The 19540-nt window shown below is 70.5% G+C and carries 21 protein-coding genes; 10 read left to right on the forward strand and 11 right to left on the reverse strand.

Annotation, left to right across the window (positions count from 1 at the left end):
- The 3 genes from ACIBJH_RS25235 to ACIBJH_RS25245 all read right to left on the reverse strand — a co-directional run bounded on the left by ACIBJH_RS25235 (window position 1) and on the right by ACIBJH_RS25245 (window position 2072).
- Window positions 1–987, reverse strand: coding sequence for an ABC transporter ATP-binding protein (locus ACIBJH_RS25235; RefSeq protein WP_399119113.1), 987 nt, complete (start codon window positions 985–987; stop codon window positions 1–3).
- Window positions 988–1083: 96 nt separating this feature from the next.
- Complete coding sequence (locus ACIBJH_RS25240) at window positions 1084–1764, reverse strand: ABC transporter ATP-binding protein (RefSeq protein ID WP_399119114.1); 681 nt, start codon at window positions 1762–1764, stop codon at window positions 1084–1086.
- A gap of 146 nt (window positions 1765–1910) precedes the next feature.
- On the reverse strand, window positions 1911–2072 hold the full coding sequence (locus ACIBJH_RS25245; RefSeq protein ID WP_026178601.1) for a hypothetical protein: 162 nt from the start codon (window positions 2070–2072) through the stop codon (window positions 1911–1913).
- A 147-nt stretch (window positions 2073–2219) separates the two neighbouring features.
- Between ACIBJH_RS25245 and ACIBJH_RS25250 the strand changes: the two genes are divergently transcribed.
- Both ACIBJH_RS25250 and ACIBJH_RS25255 read left to right on the forward strand, forming a co-directional pair.
- Window positions 2220–3575 (forward strand): NAD(P)/FAD-dependent oxidoreductase, encoded by a 1356-nt coding sequence (locus ACIBJH_RS25250; protein WP_399119115.1) that lies wholly within the window; start codon window positions 2220–2222, stop codon window positions 3573–3575.
- 35 nt (window positions 3576–3610) lie between these two features.
- Window positions 3611–3952, forward strand: a complete 342-nt coding sequence (locus ACIBJH_RS25255; RefSeq protein ID WP_399119116.1) for a hypothetical protein — start codon at window positions 3611–3613, stop codon at window positions 3950–3952.
- Here ACIBJH_RS25255 and ACIBJH_RS25260 read toward each other — a convergent pair.
- Complete coding sequence (locus tag ACIBJH_RS25260; RefSeq protein ID WP_399119117.1) at window positions 3900–4685, reverse strand: RNA polymerase subunit sigma; 786 nt, start codon at window positions 4683–4685, stop codon at window positions 3900–3902. The genes ACIBJH_RS25255 and ACIBJH_RS25260 overlap by 53 nt on opposite strands.
- Before the next feature lie 189 nt (window positions 4686–4874).
- On the opposite strand from ACIBJH_RS25260, the gene ACIBJH_RS25265 reads away from it, so the two are divergent.
- Window positions 4875–6488, forward strand: a complete 1614-nt coding sequence (locus ACIBJH_RS25265) for a cytochrome bc complex cytochrome b subunit (RefSeq protein WP_399119307.1) — start codon at window positions 4875–4877, stop codon at window positions 6486–6488.
- A 71-nt stretch (window positions 6489–6559) separates the two neighbouring features.
- Here the strand turns inward: ACIBJH_RS25265 and ACIBJH_RS25270 are convergent, their stop codons facing one another.
- The 5 genes from ACIBJH_RS25270 to ACIBJH_RS25290 all read right to left on the reverse strand — a co-directional run bounded on the left by ACIBJH_RS25270 (window position 6560) and on the right by ACIBJH_RS25290 (window position 11472).
- Window positions 6560–7306, reverse strand: a complete 747-nt coding sequence (locus tag ACIBJH_RS25270; protein ID WP_399119118.1) for an SDR family oxidoreductase — start codon at window positions 7304–7306, stop codon at window positions 6560–6562.
- Between the two features lie 83 nt (window positions 7307–7389).
- Entirely contained in the window at window positions 7390–9090 is a 1701-nt protein-coding gene (locus tag ACIBJH_RS25275; RefSeq protein ID WP_399119308.1) for an L-aspartate oxidase, read from the reverse strand.
- A gap of 94 nt (window positions 9091–9184) precedes the next feature.
- Entirely contained in the window at window positions 9185–10093 is a 909-nt protein-coding gene (locus ACIBJH_RS25280) for an RNA polymerase sigma-70 factor (protein ID WP_399119119.1), read from the reverse strand.
- Between the two features lie 117 nt (window positions 10094–10210).
- Window positions 10211–11137, reverse strand: a complete 927-nt coding sequence (locus tag ACIBJH_RS25285) for a UTP--glucose-1-phosphate uridylyltransferase (RefSeq protein ID WP_399119120.1) — start codon at window positions 11135–11137, stop codon at window positions 10211–10213.
- 155 nt (window positions 11138–11292) lie between these two features.
- Window positions 11293–11472: a hypothetical protein gene (locus ACIBJH_RS25290; protein ID WP_399119121.1), complete on the reverse strand. Its 180-nt coding sequence runs from the start codon at window positions 11470–11472 to the stop codon at window positions 11293–11295.
- Window positions 11473–11990: 518 nt separating this feature from the next.
- On the opposite strand from ACIBJH_RS25290, the gene dhaK reads away from it, so the two are divergent.
- From dhaK to ACIBJH_RS25305, 3 genes are read left to right on the forward strand one after another with little or no spacing between them, the layout of a single operon-like run.
- Window positions 11991–12983, forward strand: a complete 993-nt coding sequence (dhaK, locus tag ACIBJH_RS25295) for a dihydroxyacetone kinase subunit DhaK (protein WP_399119122.1) — start codon at window positions 11991–11993, stop codon at window positions 12981–12983.
- 46 nt (window positions 12984–13029) lie between these two features.
- Window positions 13030–13638: a dihydroxyacetone kinase subunit DhaL gene (gene dhaL / locus ACIBJH_RS25300; RefSeq protein ID WP_399119123.1), complete on the forward strand. Its 609-nt coding sequence runs from the start codon at window positions 13030–13032 to the stop codon at window positions 13636–13638.
- Window positions 13631–14041 carry a PTS-dependent dihydroxyacetone kinase phosphotransferase subunit DhaM gene (locus ACIBJH_RS25305; RefSeq protein ID WP_200708717.1) on the forward strand — a complete coding sequence of 137 codons (411 nt, stop codon included), beginning with the start codon at window positions 13631–13633 and terminating at the stop codon, window positions 14039–14041. Before dhaL ends, ACIBJH_RS25305 begins: the two co-directional genes overlap by 8 nt.
- A gap of 53 nt (window positions 14042–14094) precedes the next feature.
- Here the strand turns inward: ACIBJH_RS25305 and ACIBJH_RS25310 are convergent, their stop codons facing one another.
- Complete coding sequence (locus ACIBJH_RS25310) at window positions 14095–14733, reverse strand: TetR/AcrR family transcriptional regulator (protein ID WP_399119124.1); 639 nt, start codon at window positions 14731–14733, stop codon at window positions 14095–14097.
- A gap of 143 nt (window positions 14734–14876) precedes the next feature.
- Between ACIBJH_RS25310 and ACIBJH_RS25315 the strand changes: the two genes are divergently transcribed.
- Complete coding sequence (locus ACIBJH_RS25315) at window positions 14877–15638, forward strand: glucose 1-dehydrogenase (RefSeq protein WP_399119125.1); 762 nt, start codon at window positions 14877–14879, stop codon at window positions 15636–15638.
- Between the two features lie 5 nt (window positions 15639–15643).
- Here ACIBJH_RS25315 and ACIBJH_RS25320 read toward each other — a convergent pair whose 3' ends face one another.
- Window positions 15644–16381 carry a glycoside hydrolase family 75 protein gene (locus tag ACIBJH_RS25320; RefSeq protein ID WP_399119126.1) on the reverse strand — a complete coding sequence of 246 codons (738 nt, stop codon included), beginning with the start codon at window positions 16379–16381 and terminating at the stop codon, window positions 15644–15646.
- 393 nt (window positions 16382–16774) lie between these two features.
- Between ACIBJH_RS25320 and ACIBJH_RS25325 the strand changes: the two genes are divergently transcribed.
- The 3 genes from ACIBJH_RS25325 (at window position 16775) to ACIBJH_RS25335 (ending at window position 19461) form a co-directional block, all read left to right on the forward strand.
- Window positions 16775–17755, forward strand: coding sequence for a fibronectin type III domain-containing protein (locus tag ACIBJH_RS25325; RefSeq protein ID WP_399119127.1), 981 nt, complete (start codon window positions 16775–16777; stop codon window positions 17753–17755).
- Between the two features lie 21 nt (window positions 17756–17776).
- Window positions 17777–18730, forward strand: a complete 954-nt coding sequence (locus ACIBJH_RS25330; protein WP_399119128.1) for a LysR family transcriptional regulator — start codon at window positions 17777–17779, stop codon at window positions 18728–18730.
- A 185-nt stretch (window positions 18731–18915) separates the two neighbouring features.
- Entirely contained in the window at window positions 18916–19461 is a 546-nt protein-coding gene (locus ACIBJH_RS25335; RefSeq protein ID WP_399119129.1) for a hypothetical protein, read from the forward strand.
- The last annotated feature ends 79 nt before the right edge of the window (window positions 19462–19540 follow it).

Below are 19540 nucleotides of genomic sequence, written 5' to 3' on the forward strand. Positions count from 1 at the left end.
TCACATCCCGTCCTCGGCCTCGGACTTCGCGCGCCGGGCGGCCTCGTCCGGCCATACGCCGATGTGGTCGCTCTCCAACGCGAGCCGCACCCGCTTGCGCATGTGCAGGCGTTCGGTGAACTCGCCCGGCAACTGCAGCCGGCCGCTCGCGTCCAGAACCGCGTACTCCTCGGCCGTGAGCACGTCGACGCCGTCCTCGCCGGTCGCGACCCGGCGCAGCACCTCGGTCGAGGTGCGGCCGTTGCGGATCAGGACGGTGCGCTGGACCTGCTCGGACACCAACGCGTCGTGGGTGACCACGATGACGGTGACACCCAGGTCCTCGTTGGCCCGGCGCAGCGCGGCGAAGACCTCGTCGCTGGTGGCGGTGTCGAGCTCGCCGGTGGGTTCGTCGGCGAACAGCACCCGGGGCTCGTTGGCGTTGGCGACGGCCACGGCGACCCGCTGCTGCTCGCCGCCGGAGAGCGTGTCCGGGGTGCGGTCCCGGCAGTGGCCGACGGACAGCAGATCGAGCAACTCCTCGGCGCGGGCCCGCCGTTGGGAGCGCTTGACCCCGGTGTACGTCATCGGGAGCATCACGTTCTCGGCCGCCGAGAGATAGGGCAGCAGATTGCGGGAAGTCTGCTGCCAGACGAAACCCACAGTGGCACGACGGTAGTTGAGCCGGTCGCGGCGCTTCATTGCGAGCAGGTCGTGTCCGGCGACCTCCGCGGCACCGGCGGTCGGCACGTCCTGACCGGAGAGGATGCCCAGGAGCGTGGACTTGCCGGAGCCGGAGGCCCCGATCACCGCGATCATCTCGCCCTCGGCCACGGCGAGATCGAGCCCTTGGAGGGCCTGCACCTCGACGCCCTCGGTCTGGTAGATCCGCACCAGGTTCTCGCAGACGACCAGCCCCTCTTCGCGGCGCGGAGCGGCAGCCGCGGTGGCCCGTCGCCGTAGCTCGTCCAAGTCCGGTGCCACAGTGCGCTGTTGAGGAACTGCCACACGGTCTCCCGGAAGGTAGGGGGCTGGCGCTGACGCGGTGGGACAACGGCCAGGCTAATGCGGAACGGCGCATGGAGCGCGCGGCGGCGGGTGCCGTCAGGCGTCCTCGACGATGCTGCCGTCGCGGAGTTCGAGTACGCGGTCGGCCAGCGCGAGGAGTTGGGCGTCGTGGGTGGCGACGAGAGCGGTGACGGACTCGCTGCGGACGACGGCACGCAGCAGGTCCATCACGGTGAGACCGGTGTCGGCGTCGAGTTGGCCGGTGGGTTCGTCGGCGATGATCAGGGCCGGATTGTTGGCGAGCGCGCGGGCGATGGCGACGCGCTGCTGCTGGCCGCCGGACAGTTCGCCGGGACGCTGGTCGGCATGGTCGGAGAGCCCGACGAGAGAGAGCAGAAGGGCGACGCGGGCTTCGCGCTCGCGGGCCGGAACCTTCCGCAGCCGCAACGGGACCCCGACGTTCTCGGCCGCGGTGAGAATCGGGATGAGCCCGAAGGACTGGAAGACGAAGCCGATACGGTCGCGGCGCAGCGCCAGCAGATCGTCCTCGCCGAGGCCGGCCAGGTCGGTGCCGTCCAGGGTGATCCGGCCGCCGTCGGGGATGTCGAGACCGCCGACCAGGTTGAGCACGGTGGTCTTGCCGGAGCCGGATCGGCCTCTGAGGGCGACGAGTTCACCGCGCGGCACGCTGAAGGAGACACCGCGCAGGGCGTGCACGGCGGTGTCACCGCTGCCGTAGGTACGACGCAGGTCCTCGACCACGACCATGTCGCCCATGCATCCCCCACCCTGTCGGCATCCGCACCGTAGGGTACGCCGGACCCGACAGGCGATGCGGCGCGGAAGGGGACCGGCGGACATCCGCCGGTCCCCTTTTCCATTTCGTTTGCACGGGAATTGTTTCCACGTGCCGAAAAGCAGCGCTACCAGCGATACCAGCGGCCGCTCCCGCCCTTCGGGCGGGCCACGAAGCCGACGAGCCACAGCACCAGCACGATGATCGCGACCCACCAGAGAATCTTCAGCGCGAAACCAGCACCGAAGAGAATCAGGGCCAGCAGAAGAACAAGAAGCAGGGGAATCATAGTTTTCAACCTCCGCTCCTCCGTGTGCCCGCCCATTCCTCCTTCACGCCCGCGGATTCCCCCCGCGGTGTCCGTGACCGCCTCGCATGTCACATCCGGGCCGCCCGCACGGTCTATGTGGTGACGGACAACGAAGCAGAGGGAATCATGCGAGAGATTCTGATCGTCGGCGGCGGCTACGCGGGCTTCTACACCGCATGGGGCCTGCAGAAGAAGCTGCGTCGGGGCGAGGCGCGCGTCACGGTCGTCGACCCGCGCCCGTACATGACCTATCAGCCCTTCCTCCCGGAGGTGGCGGCCGGTTCGGTGGAGGCCCGGCACGCCGTCGTCTCACTGCGGCGGCACCTGACCGGCACCCGGCTGATCGCGGGGACCGTGACCGGGATCCGGGCGGCGGACCGCACGGTGACCGTCCGCCCGGTGCGCGGCGACGCCTACGAACTGCGCTACGACATCCTCGTGGTCACCGCCGGCGCCGTGACCCGTACCTTCCCCGTCCCCGGACTCGCGCGGCAGGCCATCGGTCTCAAGCACGTCGAGGAGGCGGTGGCGATCCGTGACCGGCTGATGACCGCGTTCGACCAGGCCGCGTCGCTGCCGCCCGGCCGCGAGCGGCGGAAGCTGCTGACCGTCACGTTCGTGGGAGGCGGGTTCTCCGGCGTCGAGGGCTTCGGTGAACTGCTCTCGCTGGCGACCGCGATGCTCAGGTCCTATCCGGAACTGACCGCCGACGACCTGTCCTTCCACCTGGTCGAGGCCCGGGACCGCATCCTGCCCGAGGTGAGTGACAGACCCGGTGCCTGGGTGGTGCGCGATCTGGAACGCCGTGGCGCACATGTCCACCTGAACACACAGCTGCTGTCCGTCGAGGGCGGCCATGTCGTCCTCTCCGACGGGGAGGAGTACGACTCCACGCTGATCGTCTGGACCGCGGGCAACGCCTCGAACCCGGTCGTGCACAACCACACGGACCTGCCGGTCGACGCGCGGGGCCTGCTGCTGGTCCGCGCCGATCTGCGCGTGGGCACGGACAGCGAACCGGTGCCCGACGTATGGGCCGCCGGCGACGACGCGTCCGTTCCCGACCTCGCCTCGCCGGTGCCGGGCGCGCGCACGGTGCCGAACGCGCAGCACGCCGTACGGCAGGGCAGGCTCCTCGCGAAGAACCTCGTGGCCGATCTGCGCGGAAAACGCGTCCGCCCCTACCGCCACAGCAGCCTCGGTGTGGTGGCGACACTGGGGCTCGGGCGGGGAATCTTCCAGTACAAGGGCATCGTCATCAAGGGATTCCCGGCATGGTTGATGCATCGGGGCTATCACGTGCTGGCGGTGCCGAGTTGGGAGCGGAAGATCCGCGTGCTGGCGGTCTGGCTCACCGCGGTTCTGACGGGCCGGGACCTCGTGTCGCTCGCCTCGGTGCAGCATCCGCGGGACGCGTTCGTCACGGGTGAGCGCACACAGGACCAGGCGGCCGGCCGTACGAAGGAACGGAGCACGGCATGAACACGCGGGGTTCTCGATTCCACCGGGGGTACGCCATGACCGCACGTGAGGAGGCCGCTCGCGGCCTGAGCGAGATCGAGGGGTTCCTGTACCAGGAGGCCCATATGGGAGCGACGTACCGCCGCGTCGCGGACCTCACCACGCGGGTGGAGGGGCTGACTCCCGAGCAGCAGCGGGACATCGGGAAGTGGTACGTCGACGAGCAGCGGCACGTCGCCCGCATGGTGACCGACCACATCGCCGAACGCCTCGACGCGATGGAGTCGCGGCACCAGGCCCGGATCCGGCACTGGCTGCGGGGCACACTCATCGCCATGGTCCTGGTCACCCTGGCGATGAGCGCCGTCGTCGTGGTGATCGTGGAATCGGCGCGCTGACCGACCGGTTCCAGCGCCGGAGTTTGTCGGGGTTGAGCATGACCCAGAACCGGGCGGCCCGGTCGTTCGCGACGTCGACGCTGATGACGGCGGTGACCTGGCTGCCGTAGCGGGCGACGAGGCCGGTCCGGCCGTTGACGGAGTGGGTGGTCAGGGTGGTGTGCGGGCGGCGGGCCAGGAGCGTCAGCAGGTTGTCGGCGACCGGCCGGCTGCCGTGCACCGGTCCGGTCGGCGCCCGTATCTTGCCGCCGCCGTCGAAGAACGCCGTGGCGTCCGGGCACAGCAACGAGGTGAGCAGGTCGCCGTCTCCTGTGACACACGCCCGGCGTACGGCGCGGACGACGGTGTCGTGCTGGTGCGGTGCGGTGGAGCGGGTGCGCTGCCACTGCAACAACTGCCTTGCCCGTGCGGCGAATTCCGGCTCCGTGCGGCCCACGATGTCGGCGACCGTGCCGGGGGCCGCCCCGAGGGCCCGGAACACGAACGCGGCGCGCTCGGCCGTCGGCAGCGCGAGCCGGCCCAGGCAGATCCCGCCGACGGTCCCCGCCAGCCAGGACCGGGGAACGGCGACCCGCCGCCGCGCCGCGCCGGACAGCCCGTACCACCGCTGATAGGCCTCGTCGACGACGTTTTCCGCCGCTCCCGGGTCGCCCAGCATCCAGTGGGCGACATCGAGCAGATAGCGGCGCTCCTCCCACAGCTCGGCGAGCGGCACCGCATCACCCTGGTCCATGGCGCACCCGCCTTCTCGCTCGCACGGCCCCGCACGCGGCAGGGGCATGGGCTCACCCCTTGAGACCGGGAACTCCGGGGTTCTGTGACATGGGCCCGCGGTGAGCGCATGTCACACATTCGGCGGCTGTCCGGTCTTACCGGGAAACACCGCATTTTTTCTTCGACTTCCGAACGAGGTGACCATGCCATGCACGTGAAGCAGGCGAACGGTGTGGGCAAGGGTGAAAAGGTGGCCGACTGGGCCGACGGACGCCTGGGCGTCCGGCGCCTGGTCGGAGAGAAGTCGCGACGGGTTTTTCCGGACCACTGGTCGTTCCTGCTGGGCGAGATCTGTCTCTACAGCTTCGTCATTCTCGTCGTCACGGGCGTGTATCTGACCTTCTACTTCCATCCGTCGATGAAGGAGGTTCAGTACAACGGCAGTTACGCGCCGCTGCGCGGCCAGATGATGTCGGAGGCGTTCGCCTCGACCCTGCACATCTCCTTCGACGTCCGCGGCGGTCTGCTGATCCGGCAGGCTCACCACTGGGCGGCGCTGATCTTCGTCGCCTCCCTGCTCGCCCACATGATGCGGGTGTTCTTCACGGGCGCCTTCCGCAAGCCGCGCGAGGTCAACTGGGTATTCGGATTCCTGCTGTTGGTCCTCGCCATGTTCGCGGGACTGACGGGATACGACCTCCCGGACGATCTGCTGTCCGGAACCGGCCTCGCCGTCGTGAACGGAACGATCCTTTCCATTCCGATCGTCGGAACGTATCTGTCGATGTTCCTTTTCGGCGGCGAGTTCCCGGGCCATGACCTCGTGGCCCGCTTCAACACCATCCATGTGCTGATCATCCCCGCCCTCATGGTGGGCCTCCTGACCGCCCATCTCGCCCTGGTGCTCCACCACCGGCACACCCAGTACCCGGGCCCCGGACGTACCAACAGCAATGTCGTGGGCATTCCGGCCAAGGTCCGCGCCGTCAAGTCAGCCGGGTATTTCCTGCTGGTGACCGGCGCGGTCTTCGTCATCGCCGCGGTCGCGCAGATCAACCCCGTCTGGCAGTACGGCCCTTACCGCGCCGACCAGGTTTCGGCCGGTTCGCAGCCCGACTGGTACATGGGCGTGGCGGACGGACTGCTGCGGGTGATGCCTGGCTGGGAGATCAATTTCTGGGGTCACACCCTGGCGCTCGACAACCTGATTCCGCTGACCGCGGGGGTCGGTTTCTTCCTCGCCCTGGGCGTGTATCCGTTCATCGAGTCCTGGGTGACCCGTGATGCGCGCGACCAGAATCTGCTGGACCGACCGCGTAACCGCCCCGTACGAACGGCAGTTGGCGTCGCATGGCTCAGTTTCTATGCCGTGGCCCTGATCGGCGCGGGGAACGACGTCATCGCCGTCCGTCTGCATGTCGCGGTCGAGTCGGTGACCTGGGCTGTCCGCATCGGTCTCTTCGTCGTGCCTGTCGCGGCCTATTCGGTGACGAAGCGATGGGCGCTCGGACTTCAGCGCGGCGACCGCGAAAAGGTACTGCACGGGCGCGAGACCGGCATCGTCAAACGCCTGCCCGACGGCGAGTTCGTCGAGCTGCACGAGCCGCTCGGCCAGGCACAACTCCACCTGCTCACCCAGCACGACCAGTACCGTCCGATCGGTCCCGGCACCGCGAATCCGAGCGCCGCCCTCCGCCTCGCCCGCATCCTGCGCGCCCGTCTCAGCAAGAGCCTTTACGGCGAGGGCGCACAGATCACCAAACCGACTGCGCGGGAATACGAGGACCAGCACCGGCCGGCCGAAGAAGTCCGCCTTCGGTGAGCGGCGCCACGGCGCATGCGGCAAAAAAATCGGGTGGCCCTTTCCGAAGAAAGGGCCACCCGGAGCGGTCTCTACTTCTGGCGGGTGAGCCAGTCGGCGAACCGCGTCCCGGCGATGTGCGCGTCAGGCCCCGGCAGAAGCGTGTTCTCCTCCAACTCGGCGCCCCAGTACGTGGCTTGCGGGTCTGTGACGATCTTGCGGGGGTCGTCCTGGGCCGAGAGTCCCATGCGGATGAACTCCTCCAGCTGGAACGCCTCGGGACCGGCTACCTCCACCACACCGCCCACCGGGTCCCCGACCGCGGCGCGAGCGACGGCCTCGGCCACGTCGTCGGAGACGATGGGCTGGATCCTGGCGTCGGGCAGGTGCACGGTGTCGCCCACGGTGACCCCGTCGGCGAGCCCCTTCGCGAACTCGAAGAACTGGGTGGCGTGGACGATCGTGTAGGGGTTGCCGGACGCCTTGATCAGGTCTTCCTGGACCTGCTTGGCGCGGAAGTACCCACTCCCCTGGAGGCGATCGGTGCCGACGACGGACAGCGCCACGTGATGCGCGACGCCCGCCTCGGTCTCGGCCTTCAGCAGATTCGTCGTCGAGGTGCGGAAGAAGTCCATGACCGCCTGGTCCTCGAACGAGGGCGAGTTGGACACGTCGACGACCACCGCCGCGCCCTTCAGGACCTCGGCCAGGCCCTCGCCCGTCAACGTGTCGACTCCGGTGCTGGGCGCAGCCACGACCACCTCGTGTCCCTGCTCGCCGAGCCCGGCGACCACCTTCGAGCCGATGAGTCCGGTTCCACCGATCACTACGACCTTCATGACGGAATTCCTTTCGGGTTTGTCTGATGCCTGCACCAGTAGTGACCGGGCACCGGCTCTGTCTGTGACACCCCCTGCTCGACCTATTCGACGAGTTTCCCCGCGGTCGAGACTTCCTGCATCAGGGCGGAAATCTCGTCGGGCACGGCCGGAATGTCCTCGCGGGTGACGCCCGTCGTCGGGGACCACACGAGATTCACGCGCAGAGCGGAATCCGGGCCGGGATAGTCGCTGCGGTTGTGGCAGCCACGCGTCTCGCGGCGCTCCAGCGCCGATTCGAGGGTGGCCCGGGCCGCGAGCGCGGCCGACTTGAGATCGAAGGCGTGCGCCAGATCCTGATAGCCCGCGATGTCCGGGTGGATACCGACGGCCTCGATGCGCTTCTCGATCACCGCGAGTTCCGCGAGTCCGGCACGCAGGCCGTCCTCGTCGCGTACGACACCGGCGTGCTCGGTCATGGTGTCGCGGATGGCGCGTTGCAGGGCCCGCACGTTCTCGGGCCCGTCGGAGACAAGGAGTCCGTCGACCTCGGCACGGGCCTCCGCGACGGCCGACGCGGACCGCGGCTGTGCGGTCAGGGACTGCGAGTACGCCGCGGCGGCCCGACCGGTGAGGCGGCCGAACACCAGCAGCTCGATGAGGCTGTTGCCGCCCAGGCGGTTGGCGCCGTGCAGTCCGCTCGCCGCCTCGCCGATGGCGTACAGGCCGCGTACGTCGGTGCTGTGGTCCTCGGGGCGCACCCACACCCCGCCCATCGAGTAGTGCGCGGTGGGCGCGATCTCGATCGGATCGCGGGTGATGTCCAGCATCTGCAGGTCCAGCAGTGTCTGGTAGACGCGGGGCAGCCGCGTCATGATCCTCTGCCGGGGCAGGTGCGAGACGTCGAGCCACACGCCGCCGTTGGGCGTGCCGCGCCCTTCCTTGATCTCCGTGTACGCGGCCAGGGCCACTCGGTCGCGGGTCGAGAGTTCCATGCGCTCGGGGTCGTAGCGGGCCATGAAGCGTTCCCCGAGCGCGTTGCGCAGGATGCCGCCCTCACCGCGGGCGGCCTCGCTGACCAGGGTGCCGGCGGCGTTCTCCGGCTCGATGATGCCGGACGGGTGGAACTGCACCAGTTCGGCGTCGCGCAGCCGGGCCCCGGCCTCCACGGCGAGGCGGAAGGAGTCCCCGGTGTTCTCGTCGCGCCGCGAGGAGGTGCGCCGCCAGATGCGGGTGTGGCCGCCTGCGGCCAGGATCACCGCGTCGGCGTGGATGACGTAGCGCCGTCCGCTCGTGAGGTCGAAACCGTACGCGCCGAACACGGCACCCTCGTGCACCAGCAGCCGCGTGATGTACACGCCGTCCAGCACCGGGATGTCCAGTTGCTCGGCGCGCCGGATGAGGGTGCGCTGGATCTCCAGGCCGGTGTAGTCGCCGGCGAAGGCGGTCCTGCGGAACGTGTGCGCGCCGAAGAACCGCTGGGAGATCCGGCCGTCCTCCTCCCTGGCGAAGTCCATGCCGTAGCGCTCCAGGTCCTCGATGCCCCGGGCGGCGCCCCGGGTGACGATCTCCACGGTGCGGGGGTCGGCGAGGAGGTAGCTCTCCTTGAGGGTGTCGGCGGCGTGCTGCTGCCAACTGTCCTCGGGGTCCATGGTGGCCAGCGCCGCGTTGATGCCGCCGGCCGCCAGCGCCGTATGGGCGTCGTCCTTGGGGCGCTTGCCGACGGCGAGGACGTCGACGCCGGCCTCGGCCAGCTCGATCGCCGCCCGCAAGCCGGCTCCTCCGGTGCCGATCACCAGCACCATGGTCGCGAGACATTGTTCGGTGACAGCCACGGTCCACTCCGATCACTGGGGTCTTCACCCCGTACGACCGGGCAGCCCGGCGATCTGTGACAGCTCAGGACGTGGCGCCGCCGCCCAGCGAGGCCGCGTAGGGTGCCAGCTTCTCCGGGTTCATGACCCACATGGCCCGCTCGACGCCGCGCTCCGAGATGTCGAGGGTCAGCAGCACCACCGCCGTCCCCTCGGCCGTGACGAGGACGGCAGGGCCGCCGTTGGCCTCGACCCAGCGGATCTCCTTCTCCGGCCAGAAACGCGGCGCGAACGCGGCGAGATACCTGGAGACGTGCACCAGGCCGACGACCGGGATCCTGGACGCCCCGCGCAGCCCGTTCCCGTCGGTGTAGCTGACCACGTCCTCGGCGAGGATGTTCTCCAGCACGGCCAGATCGCCGGTCTGCGCCGCGGCGAGGAAGACCTCCATCAGCCGTCGGTGCTCGGTCGCCTCGACGGGCTTGCGGCGCTCCGACGCGAGGTGCTTGCGCGCACGGCTCACCAACTGACGCGTGTTGGTCTCGCTGGTCTCCAGCATGTCCGCGATCTGCTGGTAGGGGTAGTCGAAGGCTTCCCGCAGCACATAGGCGGCCCGTTCCACGGGGTTGAGCCGCTCCAGCAGGAAGAGCACCGCCGTGTCGAGCGCCTCGGCCCGCTCGGCGCCCAGCTGCGGATCCGCGCGCGTGTCGACCGGCTCCGGCAGCCAGGGTCCGACGTACGACTCGCGGCGCACCCGCGCGGACTGGGCGACGTTGAGCGCCAGCCGCGCGGTGACGGTGGCGAGGAACGCCTTCGGCTCGCGGACGACGTCACGGTCGGTGTTCTGCCACCGCAGCCACGCCTCCTGGAGGACGTCCTCTGCCTCGGTGGCGCTGCCGAGCACGCGGTAGGCGATGCCGAAGAGCTGGGGACGGGCCGCCATGAACACGTTCGCCGCCTCGTCGAGGGAGCCGGTGTCGTCCCCGATACCCATGCGTGCCGCCTTCAGTTCCGACCCGTTTCGCGCAAACGCCTGCTCATGGTACGGCGGCCCTCCCTCGCCGATCGCGCTCGGCAGGTTCCACGACGGCGCGACCGCCGCGCAGGTCAGCTAGGTCGTCTTCGCCTGGCTCACGGCGGCACGGTCGACGTCGAGTTCGGCGACCATGCCGCGCAGAACGGGGCCGTACTCGGGATGGGCGAGCGCGAACGCCATCTGGGCGACCATGTAGGCGGCCGGATTGCCGGTGTCGTACCAGCGGCCCTGGATGACCTGTCCGTACACCGCGCGGGTGGCCGCGTAGGCGTTGATGGCGTCGGTCAGGTAGACCTCGCCGGTCCTGCGCTCGTACCAGCGGCGGGTCTGCTCGCGCAGTTCGTCGATGATCCCGGGGGTGACGACATAGCCGCCGATGGCCGCGTACGACGACGGCGCGGCAGCGGGCTCGGGCTTCTCGACCAGGCCGGTGATGCGCAGTTGCCCGTCCCCGAGATCTTCCTTGACGATGGGCACCCCGTAGCGCTGGGAGTCGACGGGGTCCATCGGCATGAGGGCCAGCACCGGGCAGCCGGTCTGCTCATACGCGCGGACCAGTTGCTGGGCACGCGGGACCTCGGCCACGAACACGTCGTCGGGCCACAGCACGAGCACCGGCTCGTTGCCGAAGGCCCGGGCGGCGTTCAGCACGGGGGTGCCGTTGCCGTAGGGGCCGTACTGGTCGAGGTAGGTGATGTGGCCCTGCCGGGCCAGCTCCGCGACCTCCTCCACCGCGTCCGCGTAGGCCGTCTTGCCGTCTTCGCGGAGCTGGTCGACGAGGGCGGGGTTGGGGCGGAAGTGCTCCTGGATCAGGGACTTGCCGCCCGAGACGACGATGGTGATGTCGGTGATGCCGGAGTCCACCAGCTCGCGGACGGTGTGCTCGATGACCGGCTTGTCGCCGACCGGCAGCATCTCCTTCGGTGTCGCCTTCGTCAGCGGCAGCAGCCGGGAGCCGAGCCCTGCGGCGGGAATCACGGCCCTGCGAATCGTCGGGGACATCACGTCTCTCTCCGGTCGAGCGTCATGTGCCTGTCGGCAGGCGCACGGTGCCGACGCTACCAACGGCCGGTGTCGAACCCGGCGCGGCGCTCAAGGTGAAGATCGAGTACCAGCCATCGCCGACCTCCGGGCGCCTGATCTCTGCCGCCATGCCGTCAGCCGCCCTTGCCGCTGACAGGGAGTTCGATCGCCGTGGTCTGCAGCGCGTACGGGATGACGGCGCGCAGGTGTGAGATGTGGAAGTTCAGCTTCACTGTCCGCATCACGAGCTTGAACCAGTCGAGGTCGAGATGTCCTCCGCCGGCCACCCAGGACACGTTCGGCGCGGCAGGCATCGCACGGTTGCTGCCCGAAGGGCGTCGAGCTGGGGGGACTGCCGTATCGCCCTTCCGTTCCGGGACTTGTAAGTGAAACGACCCGTGATGGTGACACCGAGGGCATCTCAGACGTAGTAGTCGCCCGAGAACCTCTCCACTCGCTCTATGGCGGCGCTGGTTCGGGCGGAGAGCCCGTGGATCCGCTCCGGAGGCAAGCCCCGGGCGACACGGAGAGACTGTTCGGCGCGCAACGCGCCGGGCCGCTTACGCGGCATGGACCTTTCGGTACATGGACATGACCACCATCATGCCGGCACCTACGGCCTGAGCGTCCCAGCCCGTGACCTTCGCTGCCTCAAGGTCGATACTTTCAAAGTCAGCACCAAGTCAGCATCAGCCCCGACACAACCCGCTCGCGACTGCCGGAACCGACGAGAACCGCCAAGGACCGCCAGGACCAAAAGCCGCCGCACCCCACTCTGACCAGCGAAGACCAAGGTCGGAGACACATCTGCCAGTCTCGCCAGGAGGTACCGATGAAGATGCTGATCAACGTCGCGGAAACCGTGGTCACGGACGCCCTGCGGGGCATGGCTGCCGCCCACCCCGAGTTGACCGTGGACGTCGAGAACCGGGTGATCGTACGGCGGGACGCCCCCGTGGCCGGGCAGGTCGCGCTGGTTTCCGGTGGCGGGTCGGGGCACGAGCCGCTGCACGGCGGGTTCGTGGGTCCGGGGATGCTGTCCGCGGCCTGTCCTGGCGAGGTGTTCACCTCCCCCGTGCCCGACCAGATGGTGCGTGCCGCGGCGGCGGTGGACAGCGGGGCCGGGGTGCTTTTCATCGTGAAGAACTACACGGGGGACGTCCTCAACTTCGACATGGCGGCCGAGCTGGCCGAGGACGAGGGCATCCGGACCGCCAAGGTGCTGGTCAATGACGATGTGGCCGTCACCGACAGCCTCTACACCGCGGGGCGGCGCGGAACCGGGGCCACCCTGTTCGTCGAGAAGATCGCCGGTGCCGCCGCGGCCGAGGGGCAGCCGCTCGACCGGGTGACGGCGATCGCCCGGCAGGTCAACGAGAACTCGCGCAGTTTCGGCGTCGCGCTCAGCGCCTGCACCACCCCCGCCAAGGGCAGCCCCACCTTCGATCTGCCGCCGGGCGAGCTGGAGTTGGGCGTCGGCATCCACGGCGAGCCGGGCCGGGAGCGGCGGGCCATGATGACCTCCGGCGAGATCGCGGACTTCGCCGTGCACGCGATCCTGGAGGACATGCCGCCGAGCAATCCGGTGCTGGTGCTGGTCAACGGCATGGGCGCGACCCCGCTCCTGGAGCTGTACGGCTTCAACGCCGAGGTGCACCGGGTGCTCGCCGAGCGCGGGGTCGCCGTCGCCCGCACGCTGGTCGGCAACTACGTCACGTCCCTCGACATGGCGGGCGCCTCGGTCACCGTGTGCCAGATCGACGAGGAGCTGCTGCGGCTGTGGGACGCGCCGGTGAAGACGCCGGGGCTGCGCTGGGGCGTGTGACACGTCGGCGCGTTCGGCCAACTCACCCACCACGCAAGGAGATCCCGTGCTCGACGCCGACTTCTTCCGCCGTTGGATGACGGCGACCGCAGCCTCCGTCGCCCGCGAGGCGGAACGGCTCACCGAACTCGACTCGCCGATCGGCGACGCCGACCACGGCGCGAACCTGCAGCGCGGGTTCACCGCCGTGGCGGCCATCCTGGAGAAGGAGGCGCCGGACACCCCCGGCGCCGTCCTCACCCTCGCCGGGCGACAGCTCATATCCACCGTCGGCGGCGCCTCGGGACCGCTCTACGGCACGCTGCTGCGCCGCACCGGCAAGGCGCTCGGGGACGCCGCCGAGGTGAGCGAGGAGGAGTTCGCCGGCGCGCTGCGCACCGGAGTCGACGCGGTCATGACCCTCGGCGGAGCCGCGCCCGGGGACAAGACCATGATCGACGCGCTGGTCCCGGCGGTCGCCGCGCTGCCGGAGGGCTTCGACGCGGCGCGGACCGCCGCCGAGGCGGGCGCCGTGGCCACCACTCCCCTCCAGGCCCGCAAGGGCCGGGCCAGCTATCTCGGGGAACGGAGCATCGGGCACCAGGACCCGGGCGCCACCTCGTCCGCGCTGCTGATCGCCGCGCTCCAGGAAGCCGCGGAGGCGACCGGTGAGTGACGAGAAGCTCGTCGGGATCGTGCTGGTGTCGCACAGCGCTCAAGTCGCCGCTTCTGTGGCCGAGTTGGCGCGAGGCCTCGCGGGCGGCGGCGCGGCCGTGCCGCTCGCTCCGGCCGGCGGCACCGAGGGCGGCGGGCTCGGCACCAGTTCCGAACTGATCGCCGCCGCTGCCGCGTCCGTCGACCGCGGCGCCGGGGTCGCCGTCCTCACCGACCTGGGCAGCGCCGTACTCACCGTGAAGGCCCTGCTCGCCGAGGGCGACGAACTCCCGCCCGGCACCCGCCTGTTGGACGCCCCGTTCGTCGAGGGTGCGGTGGCCGCGGTCGTCACGGCGTCGACGGGAGCGGACCTCGACGCGGTGGAGGCGGCGGCCGCGGAGGCGTACACCTATCGGAAGGTGTGAGACACCCACCTGTTGAAGGGCCCACCCCGAAACCCCCTCCTACGTCACGACCGTCACGACACCCCTTCCGCCGCGATCGCCAGCGCCGCGCGCAGCGTCTCCGCCACCTCGGTCTCCCCGGTCACCGCGTCCGGCGCGGTCCCGGGCGGGCTCCAGACGAACCGTTCGACCGCCGCGCGCAGTGCCGCGTTGAGCATCGCCGCCTGGATCATGGGGCGCAGGTCGCCCGCGGGCAGGCCGGCGCGGTCGGCGAGTGCGCGGGCGAACGCCGGTTCCGCCTCGTCGTAGGTCTGGAGCCAGATCGCGCGCAGGCCCGGTTCGGTGCGGGTGAGGCGTACCAGCGCGCTGCCGGTCGCGCCGTCGGGGCTGGTCGCGGTGAGGAGGCCGGTCGCCAGGTCCGGGTCGCAGAGGTCCTCCAGGGGGAGTCCGGGCGGCCACTCGCGCAGCCGGGCGGCGATGACGTCGATACCGGCCGAGAACAGCGGTCGTATGCAGCTCTCCTTGCTCGGAAAGTATCGCCACACGGTGCGTGCCGAGACGCCGACCGCCTGTCCGATCTGCTCGCCGGTGGTCGCCGCCACGCCCTGGGCGACGAACAGTTCCACTGCCGCCCGGGCGATCTCCAGCCGGATTTCGGCCTTGCGCGCCTCGGTGAGCGGCGGTCGTCCCGTGCGTCCGCTGGATGCGGTCATCAGTTCCCCTCCGGCTGCGGTCGTGACCTCCCGGGATTCTGCACCATGACCCACCCGCCGACTTTATGTCACTCGCAGACATTAAGTCGTATGGTGAGCGCACAACGGGCCCAGAGGCCTCGCACGACGAACAGGAGCACGTCATGACCAGTGGACTCGACGGACGCAGCGTCATCGTCACCGGAGCGGGTTCGGGCATCGGGCGCGCCGCCGCGCTCGCCTTCGCCGCGGAGGGCGCCAAGGTCGTGGTGGCGGATCTGAACGCCGACGGCGCCGAGGCGGTCGTCAAGGAGATCGAGCAGGCGGGCGGGATCGCTGTCGCCGTCACGGGCGACTTGAGCGAGCAGGCGGTCGTCGACGAGGTGACCGCGACCACCGTGGAACGGTTCGGCGGGGTCGACGTCCTCGTGAACAACGCGGGGATCATGGACCGCATGTCGGCCGTGGCAGACGTGGCCGACGCGGAGTGGGAGCGGGTCATCCGGGTCAATCTGACCGCGCCCTTCCTGCTCACCCGGGCCGTGCTGCCGCACATGCTGGCGGCGGGCCGGGGCGCGATCGTCAACACCGCCTCGGAGGCCGGCTTCCGCGGCAGCGCGGCGGGCGCCGCCTACACGGCCTCCAAGCACGGGGTCGTGGGCCTGACGAAGTCCCTTGCGGTGATGTACCGCAAGCAGGGCATCCGCGCCAACGCCATCGCCCCGGGCGGCACGGCGACCAACATCAGCGTGGACGCCGACCGGACCGCCCTCGGCCCGGCGGCGCTCGGCCCGCACTTCGTCAACGTCGGCCGCGTGGCCCAGCCCGAGGAGCAGGCCGCCGCGATCGTGTTCCTCGCCTCGGACGCGGCGAGCAACATCAACGGTGTGATCCTGCCGGTCGACGACGGTTGGTCGGCGGTCTGACGCCGTCAGCCGCCCGATGCCCTACGACCCTCCCGCGCGACCGCTCCCCCCACGAACAGCCGCGCCAGCCGCTGCCCCTTCTCCACGGCGGCGGCATGGTCCTCGATGGGCTTCACCCGTGAGTCCTTGAACACGATGTAGGTGACCCCGGTGTCCGTCCCGCCGCCGCGCGGATCGGCACGGATACCGAGGGCCTTGGCCGTCGCGTACGAGGCCTCGCCGATGATGTCGTGCGGGCCGACGTCTCCTACGACGGCGTACTGCACCCGGTCCCGGTAGACGACTGCGGCGAGCGAACCGCCGCCGATCCCGTGGTCCCGGTGGTTCCAGAGGGTGCTGGCGGCCGGGACCACGATGTACGGGAGCCGCTCGGCATCCAGATAGCGGCCGTCGGACTGCTGGTACGCCGTCATGGCGGAGAAGAGCGGGTCCGTGCGCGCGTTGCAGCGGGTACCGGCCTGCCCGTCGCAGTCGATGTCCATGTCGGCCTTCCAGTAGACGGCCTCCTTGGTGCCGCAGACCGGGACCGACGCGGGTTCCCCGTCGTCGGTGCGGTACCGGCCGCGCGAGACGGGGGCGCAGTCACGCACCTTGGCCAGCAGGTCGGCCGCCGCGACATCGCCCTCACGCAGCGCCGCCGGCCCCGCTTGGGGTCGGGCGAATGCGGCCGGTGAGGCGGGCAGCGTGGTCGGGGCGAGCAGGGCGGCGCCGGCCGCGACCAGCGTCAGCGTCTGGACACGCACGATGAGGACCCTCTCCTGGGGGATCTGACGGACACTCAGCCCACCCTGGTACCGGTCCGATCACGCGGCCACTGATAGGGGGCCGGACGGTGCACGCCCCCGAATCCCGGCGAGTCCGGATCGCTTCCGACGGGGGCCGGGGGCCGGAGCCCACATCGGCTCCGGCCGCCCGACCACCCGCGCCGGCGCGGGATCAGCGACGACAGCGGTCCGCGCCACCGGCATGAACTCCCCGCTCACAGGGGTGAGTTCAGCCGTGAGGAGCTCAGCATACGTAACGTTCGCGACGGATCTTCAACGACGCCCCTCTTGATGCGATCGCCCCACCCGCGCCATATTGGTCCGGACCTTTCAGCTCGTGTGATGCCCGTGCAATGCCGGGGAGGCAGAATCGTGCGACGCGTCCGGGCCACCCTCACTCTCACCTGCGCCGCGCTACTGCTGCTCGCCTCCTGCGGCACGGGTGGTGACGGAGACGGTCACGCGCCCGGCGCCCCGGTCGGCGTCACAGCCGCGGCGGGGAGCGCGACCAGCGTGCACGTCATGTGGGACGCGGTGACGGCGACCCCAGCCGTCGGCACCTACGAGATCTATCGCGGCACCACGAAGGTGAAGGAAGTACCGGGTTCCGAGCACATGGTGGACGTCACCAGGCTCAAGCCCGCCACCATGTACGCCTTCACCGTGCGGGCCCGGGACACCGACGGCCGCCTGGGACCGCGCAGCCGAGAGGTGAAGGCGCGCACACCGGTCGCCGTCGCGGCGGACCACTCGCCACCCACCCGCCCGAGCGCGCCGCAGGGCCGGGTCATCGGCAGCCGGGCGGTCCAGCTGTCCTGGGGCGGCTCCACGGACGACCGGGGTGTGGTGTCGTACGACGTCTACCAGGGCGGGGCGAAGATCCACAGTGTGGGCGGCGCCCAGACGGCGACCGTGGTCACGGGGCTGCGGCCCGGCACGCGCTACTCCTTCACCGTCCGGGCCCGGGACGCCGCCGACAACCTCTCCCCCGCGAGTACGGCCGTCCCGCTGACCACGGCACCGGGCAGCGACGACGGGGAGGGTACGGCCCCCACGGAGTTCAGCGCGAAGACCCACCGGGGCGACGACGGGGCGTACTACATCGACCTGTCCTGGGTGCCGCCGCGCACGGACGGGGTGGTCACGGAGTATCAGATCAACCTCGACGGGCAGCCGGCCACCTCCCTCGTCTGGGGCGGGACCGCGCCGCGCGACCGGGCGACGTACAGCTTCTACGTGGGTCGGGAGGCCGGGGACAGCCATCGGGTGCGGCTCAGGGCACGGCTGCCCGACGGTACGTGGGGAGGGTTCTCGGCGGAGCGGACGGTGACGACGGGCGAGGCCAAACCATAAGCGAACCGTAGGATCCGTCTCATGGCCCATGGGAATTCCAATGGCTCGGCGCACTCCGCCCCGGCCGCCGCCGCACCGCTCGACCTCTCCCTCCTGCGCACGTTCCTCGCCGTGCACCGGGCCGGTTCGTTCACGGCGGCGGGGCGGTTGCTCGGGCTGTCGCAGCCGACGGTGACGACTCAAATCCGGTCACTGGAGGAGCAGTTGGGCCGGGAGCTGTTCGAGCGGCGGTCGCGCGGTGTCGTGCCGACCTCGGTGGCGGACCAGTTGGCCGCGCAGGTCGCGGCGCCGCTGGACGAGCTCGCCGTCGTGGCGGACCGCGGCGCCCTCGGCGCGGACCAGACTCCGGAGCCCGTGCAGCTGGCGGGCCCTGCCGAGCTGCTGTGCACCCGGGTACTGCCCGCCCTGGCACCGCTGACCGGCGAGGGTGTACGGCTCCGGGTCAGCCCGGGACTGACGGACGACCTCCTCGACGGGCTCCGGGGCGGCCGCTACGACCTGGTGATCGCCACCGCCCGGCCGCGCGGGCGGACGCTGACCTGGGAGCCGCTGGCCGACGAGGAGTTCGTGCTGGTCGCCGCGCCCGCGTGGGCCGAGTACATCGGTGCCGGGCGGGTCGCGGCAGAGGGGCCCGCCGCGCTGCGCGGGGTGCCCCTCGTGTCGTACGCGGAGGATCTGCCGATCGCCCGGCGCTACTGGCGGCACGTGTTCGGCACCCGGCTCGGCGGGCAGGCCGCGATCACGGTGCCCGATCTGCGCGGGGTGCTGGCGGCGGTCGTGGCGGGTGCCGGTGTCACCGTGCTCCCCCGGTATCTCTGCCTCGACGAGCTGGCGTCCGGCGCGCTGGTGCCACTGCTGACGCCCGAGGACCCGCCGATCAACACCTCGTATCTCACCCGCCGCCCCGGCTCTCCGGACAATCCGCACGTCACGCTCGTACGGGAGCGACTGCTGCGGGCGGCGCCCGCCTGGTGAGTGCGCGCGTGCTCCTGGCCGCGTCCCTCCCTGAGCCGGACGAAGGAATCCGTCACCTGCCCGGTGGCCGTCCGGGTGCGGGACGGGCCGGGGGCGCGTTGGCTTCCTTGGAGGCAGCACGGCCGTTTCCCGATCCCGGCGGCGCAAGGGATGTTCCGCCAACCGTGCCGTTGGAGGGCAGTCCCATGCGCATTTCTCAGCTACTACTCCGCTCCGGCCTGACCGTGACAGCCGCCGCCGCTCTTCCCCTCGCCCTGACCGCCGGCCCGGCCGGCGCGGCTTCGGGGATCTCCGTGAGCACGACCGGGACCACCGTCTCGGTCACCACCAGCGCGTGTTCCCAGAACCGCACCACCGGCGTCTGGGGTACCGGCTCACTGCTCACCAGCAGTCAGGCGAGCTTCGCCGAGGGGCGGAAGGCGACCCTGGCGGGCACCACCGTCAGCCAGTCCACCGCCTGGACGAACGTCACTCCGGGCACCTACACCGTCATCGTCATGTGCCAGAACGCCACCACACCCGTGGGCACCCAGACCGTGATCGTCTCCGCCGCCGCGACCCCCAGGGCCACCGCCACTGCCTCGCCCTCGCGCGGTGTCATGGGCGGGCTCGGCGGGGCCACGAAGGACTACGGCCCGCTCACCCTGGGAGTCGGCGCGGGCCTGGTGGGAACCGGTGTCATCGCGACGGCCTGGTTCCTCCGCAGACGCGCGAAGCCCTACCGGCTCTGACCGTCCTCATTGTCCCCACGGATGAGGGGTCGCCCGGTCATCGGGCGGCCCCTCATCCGTGTCCATGTCCGTGTCCATG

It is taken from the genome of Streptomyces sp. NPDC050548 (assembly GCF_044457385.1).
Taxonomy (GTDB): domain Bacteria; phylum Actinomycetota; class Actinomycetes; order Streptomycetales; family Streptomycetaceae; genus Streptomyces.